Below are 14644 nucleotides of genomic sequence, written 5' to 3'. Positions count from 1 at the left end.
CAGCCCGAGTGATGCTCCTGCGCAGATGTGGCAGGAAGTGTGTGTGAGCCATGACCCGCTCAGAGGTCACAGCACCCCTCGCGGCGCATACGGTGGCTCACCTCCAGCCACTCCTCCTCCACATTTCGCTCCGCGGCGCTGTCGAAGGCGCCGACCAGATCCGCCTGTTCGAAGAGGACGCCGCCGCGCAGGACCGCCGCCGTGCGGATCAGGGTGGCGAAGTCGGTGAACGGGTCCCCGTCCACGATCGTGAGGTCGGCGAGCTTGCCCTCCTCCACTGTGCCCAGGTCGGCGTCGGCACCGAAGACGCGCGCGGGCAGCAGCGTGGCGGTGCGCAGTGCCTCGGCCGGGGACAGGCCGGCGCGGTGCAGGGCGCGCAGGGCCAGGTGCAGATGCAGCCCGACGGGGACGATCGGCTGGTCGGTGCCGAGCGCGACCAGGCCGCCGCCCGCGAGGATCCGCCGGTAGACATCCATCTCCCTTCCCAGCGTGGCCAGTTGGGCGTCGGTGGGCGGCTGCCCGGCCTGCCGGCGTACGAGCGCGGTGTCCCACGGCGGCATGAGCGCGGTGACCCGAGGATCGTCCGCGAGCGCGGGGTCGCCGCCGAGGAGGGCCAGTGCCGTGAACGGCGTGGCGACGAGGTGGAAGTCGGTGACGGTGTAGATCTCCTCGACGTCCTGGTACGCCCGCCCCGTCGCGGACGTGGCGTGCCCGAACTCCAGCCGCTGCGTGGCCTGCAGATGGGTCGTCAGGTCCTGGCCCAGCTGCACACCCGGGCTGCACAGATGGCTGCCGCTGCGTACCCCGAGCCGCTGATGCCCGAAGTCCGCGGCCTCCTTCATCACCCAGCCCGGGGCCCTTACGTACGTCTTCACGAAGTCCCAGTCCAGCGCGGCCCCGCGCGCCAGCGAGCGGTGCAGGCCCTCGCGGGTGCGGTGGGCGCGGCCCATGCTGTACGCGACCCGCGCCCCGTCGAGGAGTTCGCCGGTGGTCAGCAGCCGGGGTCCGGCGAGCACGCCGGCGGCGACCGCCTCCCGGATGCGGGCCTGCTCGTAGGCGAAGCCGCCCAGCGAGACGGCCGTCGTGATGCCGTACGCGAGTTGGAGCGCGGTCTGGCGGCCGCCGTACGTGGTCTGCCAGGGGTGGGTGTGCGCGTCCCACAGGCCCGGGATCACGGTGCGGTCGCTCGCGTCGACGCGGCGTGCGGCCGGGCGGCCGGTGCGGTGCGGGGAGACCTCCGCGATCCGGCCCTCGCGGATCACGACGTCGATGTTCTCGCGGACGTCCGGCCCGGTGCCGTCCCAGAGGCGGCCCGCGTGCACGACCGTGTCGGCCGGGCGCGGTCTGCGGTAGTCCAACGGGACGCGGACGGAACGGGTCCGGCCGCTGCCGAGGTCGAGCAGGCGCAGGGTGCCCGCGGAGAGGTAGAGCAGGGTGCGGGCGTCGGCGGACCAGGAGGGGTGGTCGGCGGGTTCGGTGGTGAGCCGGCGGGGCTCGCCGTCCGGGGTGCCGTCGGCCCGCACGGGCAGCAGCCACAGCGCCGACTCGGCGATCACGGCCATCCAGCGGCCGTCCGGGGACCAGACGGGGCCGGAGTCGTAGCGGTCGGAGAGGGAGGTGTGGGGGGCGAGCGCGTGCAGGGTGGCGGACCTGGTGGTCGTGTCCACGACCCGGATGAGGTTGTAGCCCTCACGGAAGCGCTGGTTGAGGCGGTTGCGGTCGCACAGCGCCACGTACCGGCCGTCGGGCGACCAGCTGGGGCGGCCGGGCAGCCCGCCCGCGCCGAGCGGTGCGGCGAGGACGCGTTCGGCGCCGTCGGGCAGGTCGCGCACCACGAGGTTGCCGGACATGTCGAGGCAGGCCAGCCGTGTCCCGTCGGGCGACAGGGCGGGGAAGACCCGGCCTCCCTCGGCGAGCACGGTCTCCTCTCCGGAGCCGAGGTCACGGCGTCGTACGGCGAACAGTCCGGCGCGGTCGTCGGCGTACACCAGCGCCGTACCGTCGGGCGTCCAGGTGGGGGCCGACACATAGCGGGTGGAGGGGACTTGCAGGACCTTGCGGGGTGTGCGGCCCCCTGTCGTGCCGGCGGTCCACAGCGCGTTGAGCGCGGCGAAGGCGACGCTGCGGCCGTCCGGTGACAGGGCGGGCAGGTGCAGCGCGCGGACGGGGCGGGGGCCGGCGCCGTCGAAGTCGTATGCCTTCCCCCGGTAGTGAGGGCGGTGCACGGGCAGCGTGGCCGTGAACGGGATCTCCTCGGCGCTGTCCGGCGCGTCCGGGGCGAGCAGGCGGAAGTGTCCGTCGACGGTGAGGAGCAGCCGCTCGGCGTCCGCCCAGCGGGGCGGGGCGGGGAGGACGTCGCCCGCTACGGCGATCGGTGTCCCGTCCACCACGAGGGTGCAGGAGGCCGCGGGTGAGGCCGTGGTGCGCAGGTGGGCCAGGCGGCCGGTGGGCGAGACGGCGGGGGTCATGAGCTGGGCGCCGGAGTCGTCGGTGTGCTCGGTGGTGACCGGGCCCGAGCCGTCGGCCGCCACCGACGCGAGGGTGGTCGCGTGGAGCGTGCCCGTCGCGGTGACGGCGGCCCGCACGAAAAGCACCCGCTGCCCGTCGGGCGACCACGCCGGGTCGAAGTCCTCCCAGCGGCCGTCCTGCCCGGGACCCTGCTGCCCGGGGCGCCCGGTGAGCCGGGTCGGCGTGCCGGTGCGCACGTCCACGACCCAGATGCGGTACGGGGCGCCGGTCACGGTGTCGCCGCCGCGCTCGGAGGCGAACGCGATCCGCGTGCCGTCCGGCGACCAGGCCGGGCCCCGGTCGTCCCACGGTCCGTCGGTGAGCTGCCGCAGGCCGGTGCCGTCGGGCCGCAGCGTCCAGAGGTGGAAGCCGCCGCCGCGGTAGGCGCACACGACGAGACGGCTGCCGTCGAGGGAGAACTGCGGGCGGGTGGGTTCGAGGCCGGGCGGGGTGAGCGGGACGGCGGTGCCGCCGTTGCGGGGGATGGACCACAGGACGTTCTGGACCTCGGCGACCAGCCGGTCACCGGACGGGGCGAGGGTCGCGGAACCGCCGGTGGCGGCGGTGAAGGAGAGGGTGGTGGTCGTATCGGAGGCGGCGGCCGCGAGCGGGGTGTCGGCCGTGGCGAGCGCCGTGGTGGTCACGGTGGCCGTCGCGGTGGCCTGGAGGAATCTGCGGCGGGAGAGCGGGCCGAAGCGGAGGGCGCCGGCGGCGTCTTCGGTGTCCAAGGGGGCTCCCAGTGCGCGGAGTTGGCGGTCGGACAGGAGAGACCACTGGGGGCAACGTACGGGGCGGAGCCCGGTTACGGGCCCCGCCCCGGCGCTTCTCGGCCGTTCTTCGTGCCGGCTAGACCAGAAAGAGCAGTTGGACGGCGACGAGTACGTCGATGACACCGCACCATTCGGCGAACGTACGGGAGACGACCTTGTCGAGCCTCAGGTGCACGAAGTCCCACACGCCGTGGAAGAACCAGCCGGCCGCCACCAGATAGCGGCCCAGGTCCGGATCGACCGCCAGCCCGGCCAGCGCGAGCCCGCAGAAGACGAGCGCGCCCACGGTCTGCACCCCGAGCGTGGCCCGCCCGTGCGGTGTCCCCCGGACGGCTCCCCAGGCCAGGAGGACCAGGGCCAGGGTGACGAGGACCGTCGACGGGGCGACCACGTCCTGCAACGGGAGGGCGAACCCGACCACCAGTGCGGCCCCGAGCACCGGCCAGGTGGCCCGCGGCTTTCCGATCTGATGTACGACCAGGTAGATCAGCGGCAGCAGCGGCAGGGTCTCCCCGAAGCCGCCGACGGCGTCGGCGACGTCCTCGGAGCCGGATGCGCTCACGTTGAGGGTGACGACCGCTACGGCCAGGGCCGTGGGCCAGCGCCGCTTGAGCACGGCGGCCGGTTGCGGGCGGTCCGCCGTCGCGTGAGTGTGGTGTGCCTGCATGGCGGCTCTCCTCGGGTACGGGGGCGGGGTATCCGCCGACCCCTCCAGGCTGGGCCTGGGCGAAGGCCGCCAGTAGTGCCGAATCCCCCTGCGCGGGCGTGGAGTTGTCACGTCCGCGCATGACATTTGTCATGCGTCCTGGGCCACAATGGGCGGGTGGGGGACGGGTCGATCGAGCGCGGGGCGGCGGGACTGACGAGCCTGCGTCGCTACATGTGGTGGACCGTGCCGGGCATGACCGCGGGTGTCCTGGCCGTCTTCGTCGGCGAGTGGGTCCTCGACGGCGACGTCCCGCTGTGGGCCCGCGTTCCGGCCGCCGCCGCGCTGACGGTCGAGGTGTGGGCGAGCGTCGTCCTGCTGAGCCGGCGGCTCGCGCTCCTGCCGGTGACCGGCACACACCCCGGCCGACCGCCCACGGGCCTGCTGATCGCCGCCGCGGGGGCCGGAGTCGTGCTGGCGGCACTGCCCCTCGCCCTGCGCGACTACGGGCTGTGGCCGGTCGCGCCCGCCCTCGTGGTGGCGATCCTCGCGACCTATCTCCCGCCGCATCGCAGGCGACTGCTGATCGCGGGCGCCGTGGCCCTCGCGCCGCTGCCCGGGGGCGTCGTGAGCCTGGTCGAGGGGGACGGGGAGTTGGCGTACGCCGCGCTGTTCCCGGCCGGGCTGGTCGCCTTCACGGCCTGGGTGACGCTCGGCCCGCTGTGGGCCTGGGACACGGCACGGCGACTGGACGAGGCGCGGCGGCTGGAGGCGCAGCTGGCGGTCAAGGAGGAGCGGCTGCGGTTCGCGGCCGACCTGCATGACATCCAGGGCCATCACCTCCAAGTGATCGCGCTGAAGGGGGAGTTGGCGGCACGGCTGGTCGAGCTGGATCCGGCGCGCGCCGCCGCGGAGTTGAAGGAGATACGGCGGCTGGCGGCGGACGCCCTCAGCGACACCCGGGCCGTGGTGCAGGGGTACCGTCGAACGACCTTGGAGGACGAGATCACCAACGCGACGCGAGTGCTGGCCGCCGCCGACATCGACGCGCGGATGGCCGTCGACGCCGATGCCGTGGCCGCCGGCCTCACGGACTCCGCCCGCCATCTCCTCGGGCTGGTGATGCGGGAGGCCACCACCAACGTGCTCCGGCACAGCCGGGCCGGGCACGCCGAGGTCGACTACCGGATCGCGGGCGGTTTCGCCCGCCTGCGGGTGAGCAACGACGGCGCCGAGGCGCATCCCGCCGCCCTGGAGGGCACGGGCCTGCGCACCCTCGCCGAGCGGCTGGGGGCGGCCGGCGGTGAGCTGACCTGGAATCACGACGGCGACCGCTTCGAGGTCGCGGCCGCGCTGCCGGCGAACCCGGCGGAATCGACCCGTTCACCGCAATCGCCGAACCCCGCGGACGGAGCCGCCCGATGATCCGCCTGCTGATCGCCGACGACGAGGACCTGCTCAGAAGCGCCCTGGCCGCCCTGCTCGCGCTGGAGCCGGACCTCACCGTCGTCGCCGAGGCGTCCACCTCCACCGAGGCCGTACGGCTGGCCCGTGAGCACCGCCCCGACATCGCCGTCCTCGACCTGGAGATGCCGCCCACCGACGGGCTGCGCGCCGCCGAGGAGATCCGGGCCGAACTGCCCACGCGGATCGTCATGGTGACGCGCCACGCCCGGCCCGCCGTACTGCGCCGGGCGCTGGCCGCGGGCGTACGCGGCTTCGTGCCCAAGACGACCCCGGCGGCCCGGTTGGCCGAGATCATCCGTGACATCGCCGACGGCCGCCGCTACGTCGACCCGGACATCGCCGCCTCGGCGCTGACCGAGGACGACTGCCCCCTGACCGACCGCGAGCTTCAGGTCCTGCGCGCCGCCCGCACCGGCGCGTCGATCGCCGAGATCGCCACCGCGGTGCATCTCGCCCCCGGCACGGTCCGCAACTACCTCTCCGCGGCCATGTCGAAGCTGGGCACGCCGACCCGCCATGCGGCTGCCCACCGGGCCTGGGAACAAGGCTGGATCTAGGCCGGTTCCAGGCCAGGCCGGTTCCAGGCCGGATCCGACGCCCGCCCCTCCCCCACACCAGAGGTTTCACGGGGCCCCGGAGCCCGCCTCCTCGGCACCGCGACGGCGCCGGACGCGGCGGCTTCGAGGAGGCGGCGGAAGGTGGGGCATTCCATGTGGGTCGGCGCGGGGCAGGCCGCGGCGTGGCGCAGGGAGTCGCGCAGGACGCCCAGTTCGCGGATCCTTCGGTCCAGTTCCTCCGCCTTGGTCGCGAGCATCTGCCGGTCGATGCGCGGCCGGCCGTCCGGTGCGAACATGCGCGCGATCTCGTCGAGGGAGAAGCCGGCGGTTCGGCCCATCGCGATCAGCGCCAGGCGCTCCAGCACGCCGGGGTCGTACTGACGGCGCAGGCCGCGCCTGCCGGTGGCGGCGATCAGCCCTCTTTCCTCGTAGTACCGCAGCGTCGAGGCGGGTACTCCGGCGCGCCGCGCCACCTCGGCGATGTCCAGGTCCGTCATGTCCTTGACCTCAAGTCGACTTGAAGTAGCACGCTGTCATTGAGACCCGAGGAACGCAAGCACAGGAGACGATCATGGACATCGAGCGCAGGAGCGAGGACGAGCAGGCGGCCCGTTGGAACGGGCCCGGCGGTCACGCCTGGGTCGAGGCACAGGCGGTGTTGGACCAGGTGCTCAGGCCCTTCGAGGATCTCCTCGTCGAAGCGGTCGCCGCCGAGCGCGCGGAACACGTGCTCGATGTCGGCTGCGGCACCGGCGGCACCACGGTGGCCGTCGCGCGACGGCTCGGTCCGGCAGGTCGGTGCGTCGGTGTCGACATCTCCGAACCGATGATCACCGCCGCCCGGGCGCGCGCCGAGCGGGAGGGCACCCCGGTGTCCTTCATCCGCGCCGACGCGCAAGAGCACGTCTTCGAACCCGCCGCCTTCGACCTCGTCATCTCGCGCTTCGGGGTCATGTTCTTCAGCGACCCCGTCCAGGCCTTCGCGAATCTTCGGCGCGCCGCCGGGGAGGGTGCCGGGCTCCGTTTCATCGCGTGGCGAAGCCCCGCGGAGAATCCGTTCATGACGACGGCCGAGCGCGCCGCGGCACCGCTTCTGCCGAACCTCCCCGCCCGCCGACCGGAGGGGCCGGGACAGTTCGCGTTCGCGGACTCGGAACGGGTCCACCGGATCCTGGAGGAGAGCGGGTGGTCCGGTATCGACATCCGGCCCGTCGACGTGGTCTGCACGCTGCCCGAACGGGAGCTGGTCGGCTACTTCACCCGGCTCGGTCCCGTCGGTCAGGTGCTGCCCGAGGCGGACGAGCAGACCCGCGCAAGGGTCGTCGAAACGGTCCGCGCCGCGTTCGAACCGTATGTGCACGGCTCGGAAGTCCGCTTCACCGCGGCCTGTTGGACGGTCGGCGCCCGGGCGAAACTTTCGTGATCTCGGCGCCCCTTCCTGTGCGCGGGCGACCCACGCATAGTGAGGGAGCGGTGCTACGGGTCGGCCACGGGAACGGTGATTCAACGAGATGACGCGGAAGAACGCGCTGGTGGTCCGAGGCGGCTGGGAGGGGCATCGGCCGGTCGAGGCCACGGAGCTGTTCCTGCCCTTCCTGCGCGGCGAGGGGTACGCCGTGCGGGTCGAGGAGTCGACCGAGGTGTACGCCGACAGCGCCGAGATGGCCGGCACCGATCTCGTCGTGCAGTGCGTCACGATGTCGCAGATCACCGCCGAGCAGCTGGCGGGACTGAGCGCGGCGGTCGTGGCCGGTACCGGCTTCACCGGCTGGCACGGCGGCATCGCCGACTCGTTCCGCGCCTCCTCCGACTATCTCCACCTGGTGGGAGGGCAGTTCGCGACCCACCCGGGCAAGGAGCCGTGTGAACGTCAGGGGGGCCAGGAGGACAACTACCTGCCGTACACCGTCAACATCACCGAGCTGGGCCGCGAGCACCCGATCACGGCGGGCCTGGAGGACTTCGAGCTGCACACCGAGCAGTACTGGGTGCTCCACGACGACCTGATCGACGTGCTGGCCACCACCACCCATCCCGCCCGGCCGTGGCAGCCCTGGCACCGGCCGGTCACGTCACCGGCGGTCTGGACCCGCCGGTGGGGCGCCGGGCGCGTCATGGTGGCGACCCCGGGGCACGACCTGGACGTCCTGCGGAACCCGAACGTGCGCACCGTCATCGAGAGGGGCATGCTGTGGGCGACGCGCACCGCATCGGCGTCGTAGGGCTCGGAGTCATTTCCCGCGCGTACCTGGACACGCTCGTCGGACACCCCGCCGTGCGCGTCACCGCGGTCGCCGACCTCGACGCCTCCCGGTCGGCCGCGGTCGCCGCCGAACTGCCCGGCGTCCGGGCGCTGACCGTCGAGGAGTTGCTGAGCAGCCCCGACGTGGACACGGTGCTGAACCTCACCGTCCCCGCGGCCCACGCCGAGATCGCCCTCGGCGCCGTCCGCCACGGGAAGAACGTCTACGGCGAGAAGCCGCTGGCCGCCGACCTCGCCGAAGCGCACGCCGTGCTGGAGGCGGCCGCGAAGGCAGGGGTCGGTGTGGGATGCGCGCCGGACACCGTCCTGGGCACCGGCATCCAGACGGCTCGGGCGGCTGTGGAGGCGGGGAGCATCGGACGCCCCCAGTTCGCCTCGGCCGTCATGGTCACGCCGGGGCACGAACGCTGGCATCCCCACCCCGACTTCTACTACACCGCCGGGGGCGGCCCGCTGCTGGACATGGGACCGTACTATCTCGCGTCCTTGGTCCACCTGCTCGGTCCGGTGCGTGCCGTGATCGGGGCGGGCGGGCGGCTGCGCGGGGAGCGCGTCATCGGTTCCGGGGCGCGTGCGGGCGAGCGGATACCGGTCGAGGTGGACACGCATGTCTCCGGGGTCCTCGAGCACGTGGGCGGGACGCTCACGACCCTCACGACGAGCTTCGACGGCGTAGCCACCACGGCCGCGCCGATCGAGGTCCACGGCGACGCGGGCACCCTCGCGGTGCCGGATCCGAACCGCTTCGACGGTGAGGTGCGGCTCTTCGAACTCGGCGCCGCGCGGTGGCGTACGCTCCCGCCCTCGGCGGGCTACGTCGACGGCGCACGGGGCGTGGGTCTGCTCGACTTCGTCGCCGGCGACGGACAGCGGGCGCCGCGCGCGAACGGCGGTCTCGCCCTGCATGTGCTGGAGACGATGAGCGCCCTCCTTCGGTCGTCGGCCGAGGGGCGCCGTATCGAGCTGACGACATCGGCGCGGCCGCCCGTTCCGGTTCCGTTGACCGCCGCGCAGGACTGGAGGGGGTCCGGCGCCGGCTGACCCGCGCCGCGGTGCGCGGAGGTCAGTCCACGGGCCAGGTGTGCGCGGGCGCGTTCAGGTGCATGTAGTCCATGTACGTCGTGGTCATCTGCCGCAGCGCCTCGCGCCGGTCGGCGGTGCCGCCCTTCTCCAGCTGGTGGACCGTCTCCGCCTGCCACAGGGCGCCGTTGCGGGCGGTGACGCAGCGCTGCTCGATGACGCCGAGCAGGGGTTCGCGCCACGCCGCGTCGATACCGGCCAGCTCCAGGCCCCGATGGGCAAGGGGCAGCAGGCGCCGCAACACCAGTTCCGTGACCGGCACTTCGCCCATGCCGGGCCAGTACAGGCGGGCGTCGATGCCGTCGCGGGCCGCGGTGTGGAGGTTCTCCTCGGCGACCGAGAAGGACATCCGCGTCCACACCGGCCGGTCCTCGTCGACCAGGGCGCGGGTCAGGCCGTAGTAGAAGGCGCCGTTGGCGATGATGTCCGCCACCGTGGGGCCGGCGGGCAGGACGCGGTTCTCGATGCGCAGATGCGGCCCGCTGCCGGTGACGGCGTAGATCGGGCGGTTCCAGCGGTAGATCGTGCCGTTGTGCAGCGTCAGTTCGCCCAGCTGCGGCACGCCGCCGTGGCCGAGCATCTCCTGCGGGTCCTCGTCGTCGCACAGCGGCAGCAGCGCCGGGTAGTAGCGCACGTTCTCCTCGAACAGGTCGAAGACGCTGGTGATCCACCGCTCCCCGAACCACACCCGGGGGCGTACGCCCTGGGCCTTGATCTCCTGGGGGCGGGTGTCGGTGGCCTGCTCGAACAGCGGGATGCGGGTCTCGCGCCACAGCTCCTTGCCGAACAGGAAGGGCGAGTTCGCCGCCAGGGCGATCTGGACGCCCACGACGGCCTGGGCCGCGTTCCAGTAGTCCGCGAACTCCCTCGGGGAGACCTGCAGATGGAACTGGGTGCTGGTGCAGGCGGCCTCGGGGGTGATGGTGTCGGCGTACGTCGACAGGCGCTCCACGCCGTCCACCGTGATCCGCAGGTCCTCGCCCCGGGCCGCGAAGATCTGCTCGTTGAGCAGCCGGTAGCGCGGATCGCCGGACAGGGCGGACTCGCCCACGTCCGCCTCCCCCAGGGTCGGCAGGATACCGATCATGATCAGGTGCGCGCCCACGGCCGAGGCGCGTTCCTCGGCGTGGTTGAGCGCGTCGCGGATCTCCCGCTCCCAGGCGCCGGGGCCGCCCGTCGTCAGCTGCCGGGGCGGAATGTTGATCTCCAGGTTGAAGCGGCCCAGCTCGCTCGACCAGGCGGGGTCGGCGATCGCCCGGAGAACGTCGGTGTTGCGCATCGCCGGCAGGCCGTCGTCGTCCACCAGATTGAGCTCGATCTCCAGCCCGACCTGGGGGCGCTCGCTCTCGAACGTCGACTCGCGCAGCATCTGCGCCAGCGCATCGAGGCAGGTGTGCATCTTCTCCCGGTACCGGCGGCGATCCTCCCGCGTGAACACCAGGGCCGGCACGTCACGTCCCATCGTGCCCTCCCGAGTTCCCTCGGCGGATACCTCTCGTCCCAGCGTCGCACCTTCGAGGGCACCCGGACAGTCGGCGCACGGCCGGGGCCCCGCTCACCGGAGGAGTCCGGCCTTCTCGCAAGCGGATCGGAGCTTCGGGACGCAGATCTGGTCGATGGTGTACACACCGTCCTTGACGAGTGTCTGCTCGATGGTGTCGACCGTGACCGCCGTCGGGGTGAGCAGGACGGACGGGATGCGCTTGGTGGTGGGGCTGTCGGTGTTCGTCCTGGCGATGTCCCGGACGTCCTCGCCGCGCCCCAGGGCGACGGCCATGGCGGCGGCCGCGGTGGCTTCCGCCCGGAACGGCTTGTACACCGTCATGTACTGCTCGCCCTTGACAATGCGCCGTACGGCGTCGAGGTCGGCGTCCTGACCGGTGACCGGGGGCAGCCGCCGGACACCGGCGCTCTTGAGGGCGGCGATGGCGCCCGCGGCTATCGCGTCGTTGGCCGCCAGGACACCGCCGATCCGCTCCGGGCCCAGGGCCGCTATGGCCGCGGACATGTTGGCGTGGGCGTTGTCCGTGCTCCAGCCCAGGGTGTCGTACGACTTGCCGATCCTCACCTTGCCCGTGAGGACGGACAGCGCGCCGCTGCGGTACCAGGCAGCGTTGGGGCTGGTGGGATCGCCGTTCATCATGACGACGTTGCGGGTATGCGCCTGCTCGCCCATGGCCTCGACGAGCGCCTCGCCCTGGAGCCTGCCGACCTGGCCGCCGTCGAAGCTGACGAAGCCGGAGATCGGGCCTTCGGCGAGCCGGTCGTAGGCGACGACCGGAACGCCCGCCCTGCGGGCCTCCTGGATGGAGGAGCGGAGCGCTCTGGTGTCGGCGGCGTCGAGGATCAGCACCCCGGCCCCCTTGGTGATCATGGAGATCATCTGTTGCCGCTGTCGCGTCGCGTCGTTCTCGGCGTTGGCGTACAGCATGGTGCAGTCGGGGCACAGCTCCTTGAGCCGCTCCTCGATCAGCGGCTTGTCGGAGTGCTCCCAGCGGGGCACCGCGCGGCTCGGGAGCAGCAGGCCGACGGTGAAGCTGTCCGCGCCTCCCTCGTCGTCGCCCCCGCAGGCTGCCAGGGACGCCGTCAGGAGTCCCGCGACGAGCACCGCGATGACGCGCCGCGCACGGGTCGGCAGGATCCTCATGGCAGACCCCCTCGTTCGGGTCGTGGCCCCGCGTCCGCCGGGGTCGGTGCCGGAGCCGGAGGCGGCTCGCGGCGCGGTACGGCGATCTCGCTCCACACCTGCTTGCCGCCGGCCACCGGCACGGAGCCGAAGGACTCGGACATCGCCTCGACCAGCAGCAGCCCTCGGCCGCCGGTCGACTCCCAGTCCACGATCACGGGCTTGGCGGGTGCGCGCGGCGAGGAGTCGCTCACGCTGACCCGTACCCGGCCGGCCCGGAGCGTCAGATCGACGCTGACCGGGCCCTGCGTGTGCACCAGGGCGTTGGTGACCAGTTCGGACACGACGAGCAGCACGGGGTCGGTGGCTTCTTCGACCTTCCACCGGCGCAGGGTGCGCGCGGTGAAGCGGCGGGCGTGCATGACGGCGTCGGGCAGCCGCCACACCGCCCAACCGGCCCTGGTCGGGCGGATCTTCATGCCGTCGTAGCGCAGCAGCAACAGGGCGACGTCGTCCTCACGGCGGCCTACGTCGCCCAGCAGGGCGTCGGCCATGCGGCCCGGATCGGCCGGATCGGCCTCGGCGAGCGCGGCGGACGTGCGGCGCATGCCCTCGTCCAGGGGCAGGTCGGCGGACTCGACCAGGCCGTCGGTGACCAGGGCGAGCACCGTGCCCGGGGCCAGGACGACCGAGGTCATGGGGAACTCCGCCTCCGCGAGAACGCCGAGCGGGAGTCCGCCCTCGACCTGGACCTCCTCGGTCCTGCCGTCGGGATGGCGTACCAGCGGTGCGAGGTGGCCGGCCCGGACGAACAGGGTGGTGCCCCCGTCCATGTCCAGTTCGGCATAGCAGCAGGTGGCGAAGAGATCGGTCTCCATGCCGACGAGCAGGCGGTTGGCGTGTGACATGACTACGTCGGGCGGGTGGCCCTCCACCGCGTACGCCCGGACCGCGGTGCGCATCTGGCCCATGATCGTCGCGGCTCCGGCGCTGTGCCCCTGAACGTCTCCGATGACCAGCGCCACCCGGTCCTCGGAGAGCGCGATCACGTCGTACCAGTCGCCGCCCACCTGCAGCCCCCGCCTGGCCGGCAGATAGCGGGCGACGGCCGTCCCGCCGGGCAGCTCGGGCAGGCGCCTGGGCAGCAGACTGCGCTGCAGCAGCGTCGCGAGCTCCTGCTCGGCGTCGTGTGCGTGGGCGCGCTTGAGGGCCTGGCCGACCAGGGCGGCGGTGGCCGTGAGCAGGAAGCGCTCCTCGCGGGCGAACTCGTGCGGCTGGTCCCAGCCGACCAGACACACGCCGGCGGGTCGGCCCTTGGACGGGAGCGGCAGGACGGCCAGGCCGCCGGTGCCGATGCCCTCGAGGCCGGGTTCGAAGGCGGTACCGGCCGGCCACAGGTCCATCCGTCCGTCCCGCAGCGCCATCTGCAGGGTGGGCAGGGCGCTGACCGGCGCGTCCGGCCACTCCGAGCGCCACTGCGCGCGCCAGGTCTCCGGCCAGGCCGCGGGCTGCGGCGGGTCGAGCATGGTGACGGTGAGCCGGTCCTCCCGCAGCTCGGCGAGGGCCACCCGGTCGGCGCCCAGCGGTTCACGCAGGGCGGCCACCACCACACGGCCGACGTCACGGACCTCGGTGGCGTCATCGAGTGCGGCGGTCAGCCACTGGATCCTGGAGACGTCGTCGGCGCTCCGGCGCAGTACCGACGTCGCCGTCACCACGCCCAGCACCTGGTCCGGCCGGTCGCCCGCGACCGCGACCAACCGGCAGCTCAGGTTCAGCCAGCGCATTTCACCGGTGGGGCAGCGGACACGGAACTCCAGCTCTCGTCGGCCGAACGCCGGGCTCGACGGCTCCAGGACCGACATCAGCGCGTGCATGTCCTCCGGAAGGGCATGCGCGAGCAGGGTGTCCGCCTTGCCGTCGAAGTCGTCGGGCGTGAGGCCGACCAGTTCGAGCAGGGTGTCGTCCGCCTCGACCAAGCCGGTGTTCGGCACCAGGACGAAGGAGCCGACCTGCAGGCTCCGCAGGGCGGGACCGAGCAGCGGCGCAGGTGTGGGTCCGCTGTCTCCGGGCTGGAGCAGGGCGGCGACCGCGTCGGCGTACCGTTCCAGGAAGCGCTGGTGCTCGGCCTCGAAGCCGGTTCTGGCGGCGCCCACGACGACGAGGCAGCCCAGCCGCCTGCCGTCCGACCCGAGCGGCAGCGCCCCGAGCGACAGCTCCGCCCGTGGCGGCGTCGGCCCGCCCTCGGGATAGGCGGCGAGCTCGGGGGGGCTCAGCCACAGGGGGCGGCCGGTGCGGAAGGCGTACGCCGCGGGTGAGCCGCCCGACACGGGCAGACGCTCCGGCAACCCGTACTCGGAGATGGCGCAGCCGGCCGTTTCCGTCCGCCGGAGCTCTTCTTCGCCCGCGTCGGACACGCCCGTACCGGGCACGTAGACGGCCACGAGCGCCGCTCCGGCGAACCCGAGGACCCGATCGACGGCGGAGACCTCCAGTACCGGAGGCGGTGAACCGATGTCCGCGGCGCCGGCCTCGGATGCCCGCAGCTCGGGGAATCCGGCCCAGGAACGGCCGTCATGAGGCATGTCCGCTCCCTACCTCCCGCCCATGCCACCGGTGCCGACATATGGAGATATAGGGGCACCTTCACACCAGAATCGCATAGGTGTGCAATCAGGACAGACGGGCGTCCTCGCCTTCTCCGGCGGACGTCACCGCGGGCCGATC

11 protein-coding genes are annotated in these 14644 nt (G+C 73.0%); 5 read left to right on the top strand and 6 right to left on the bottom strand.

Translation table 11 applies throughout. The features are described 5' to 3' along the window. Positions 1-59 precede the first annotated feature (59 nt). Both QQM39_RS42170 and QQM39_RS42165 read right to left on the bottom strand, forming a co-directional pair. Positions 60-3236 carry an amidohydrolase family protein gene (locus QQM39_RS42170; RefSeq protein ID WP_302002850.1) on the bottom strand — a complete coding sequence of 1059 codons (3177 nt, stop codon included), beginning with the start codon at positions 3234-3236 and terminating at the stop codon, positions 60-62. Between the two features lie 118 nt (positions 3237-3354). Beyond that, positions 3355-3945 (bottom strand): hypothetical protein, encoded by a 591-nt coding sequence (locus QQM39_RS42165; RefSeq protein WP_302002849.1) that lies wholly within the window; start codon positions 3943-3945, stop codon positions 3355-3357. A gap of 156 nt (positions 3946-4101) precedes the next feature. On the opposite strand from QQM39_RS42165, the gene QQM39_RS42160 reads away from it, so the two are divergent. Both QQM39_RS42160 and QQM39_RS42155 read left to right on the top strand, forming a co-directional pair. After that, positions 4102-5349, top strand: coding sequence for a sensor histidine kinase (locus tag QQM39_RS42160; protein ID WP_302002848.1), 1248 nt, complete (start codon positions 4102-4104; stop codon positions 5347-5349). Further along, entirely contained in the window at positions 5346-5948 is a 603-nt protein-coding gene (locus QQM39_RS42155) for a DNA-binding response regulator (RefSeq protein ID WP_302002847.1), read from the top strand. Before QQM39_RS42160 ends, QQM39_RS42155 begins: the two co-directional genes overlap by 4 nt. Here QQM39_RS42155 and QQM39_RS42150 read toward each other — a convergent pair. Next, on the bottom strand, positions 5945-6445 hold the full coding sequence (locus tag QQM39_RS42150) for a helix-turn-helix domain-containing protein (protein WP_302002846.1): 501 nt from the start codon (positions 6443-6445) through the stop codon (positions 5945-5947). The two genes, QQM39_RS42155 and QQM39_RS42150, sit on opposite strands and share 4 nt — an antisense overlap. Positions 6446-6519: 74 nt before the next feature. On the opposite strand from QQM39_RS42150, the gene QQM39_RS42145 reads away from it, so the two are divergent. From QQM39_RS42145 to QQM39_RS42135, 3 genes are all read left to right on the top strand, one after another. Further along, entirely contained in the window at positions 6520-7371 is an 852-nt protein-coding gene (locus tag QQM39_RS42145; RefSeq protein WP_302002845.1) for a class I SAM-dependent methyltransferase, read from the top strand. An 88-nt stretch (positions 7372-7459) separates the two neighbouring features. Next, complete coding sequence (locus QQM39_RS42140) at positions 7460-8170, top strand: ThuA domain-containing protein (protein ID WP_302002844.1); 711 nt, start codon at positions 7460-7462, stop codon at positions 8168-8170. Continuing rightward, on the top strand, positions 8140-9252 hold the full coding sequence (locus tag QQM39_RS42135) for a Gfo/Idh/MocA family protein (RefSeq protein ID WP_302002843.1): 1113 nt from the start codon (positions 8140-8142) through the stop codon (positions 9250-9252). Before QQM39_RS42140 ends, QQM39_RS42135 begins: the two co-directional genes overlap by 31 nt. Before the next feature lie 22 nt (positions 9253-9274). Here QQM39_RS42135 and QQM39_RS42130 read toward each other — a convergent pair whose 3' ends face one another. The 3 genes from QQM39_RS42130 to QQM39_RS42120 all read right to left on the bottom strand — a co-directional run bounded on the left by QQM39_RS42130 (position 9275) and on the right by QQM39_RS42120 (position 14502). Then, positions 9275-10753, bottom strand: coding sequence for a glutamate-cysteine ligase family protein (locus QQM39_RS42130; protein WP_302002842.1), 1479 nt, complete (start codon positions 10751-10753; stop codon positions 9275-9277). A gap of 93 nt (positions 10754-10846) precedes the next feature. Next, positions 10847-11938 (bottom strand): sugar ABC transporter substrate-binding protein, encoded by a 1092-nt coding sequence (locus tag QQM39_RS42125; protein WP_302002841.1) that lies wholly within the window; start codon positions 11936-11938, stop codon positions 10847-10849. Further along, on the bottom strand, positions 11935-14502 hold the full coding sequence (locus QQM39_RS42120; RefSeq protein ID WP_302002840.1) for a SpoIIE family protein phosphatase: 2568 nt from the start codon (positions 14500-14502) through the stop codon (positions 11935-11937). Before QQM39_RS42120 ends, QQM39_RS42125 begins: the two co-directional genes overlap by 4 nt. Positions 14503-14644: the final 142 nt, after the last annotated feature.

Origin of the sequence: Streptomyces sp. DT2A-34 (assembly GCF_030499515.1) — a bacterium.
Classification (GTDB): domain Bacteria; phylum Actinomycetota; class Actinomycetes; order Streptomycetales; family Streptomycetaceae; genus Streptomyces.
The sequence above is the reverse complement of the archived record's forward strand: the minus strand, read 5'-3'. Positions and strand labels throughout refer to the sequence as shown.

Bases quoted from the DNA above. Each gene is read 5' to 3' on its own strand.
- QQM39_RS42165 (WP_302002849.1), bottom strand. From the start codon at position 3,945: ATGCAGGCACACCACACTCACGCGACGGCGGACCGCCCGCAACCGGCC.
- QQM39_RS42155 (WP_302002847.1), top strand. From the start codon at position 5,346: ATGATCCGCCTGCTGATCGCCGACGACGAGGACCTGCTCAGAAGCGCC.
- QQM39_RS42150 (WP_302002846.1), bottom strand. From the start codon at position 6,445: ATGACGGACCTGGACATCGCCGAGGTGGCGCGGCGCGCCGGAGTACCC.
- QQM39_RS42145 (WP_302002845.1), top strand. From the start codon at position 6,520: ATGGACATCGAGCGCAGGAGCGAGGACGAGCAGGCGGCCCGTTGGAAC.
- QQM39_RS42140 (WP_302002844.1), top strand. From the start codon at position 7,460: ATGACGCGGAAGAACGCGCTGGTGGTCCGAGGCGGCTGGGAGGGGCAT.
- QQM39_RS42130 (WP_302002842.1), bottom strand. From the start codon at position 10,753: ATGGGACGTGACGTGCCGGCCCTGGTGTTCACGCGGGAGGATCGCCGC.
- QQM39_RS42125 (WP_302002841.1), bottom strand. From the start codon at position 11,938: ATGAGGATCCTGCCGACCCGTGCGCGGCGCGTCATCGCGGTGCTCGTC.
- QQM39_RS42120 (WP_302002840.1), bottom strand. From the start codon at position 14,502: ATGCCTCATGACGGCCGTTCCTGGGCCGGATTCCCCGAGCTGCGGGCA.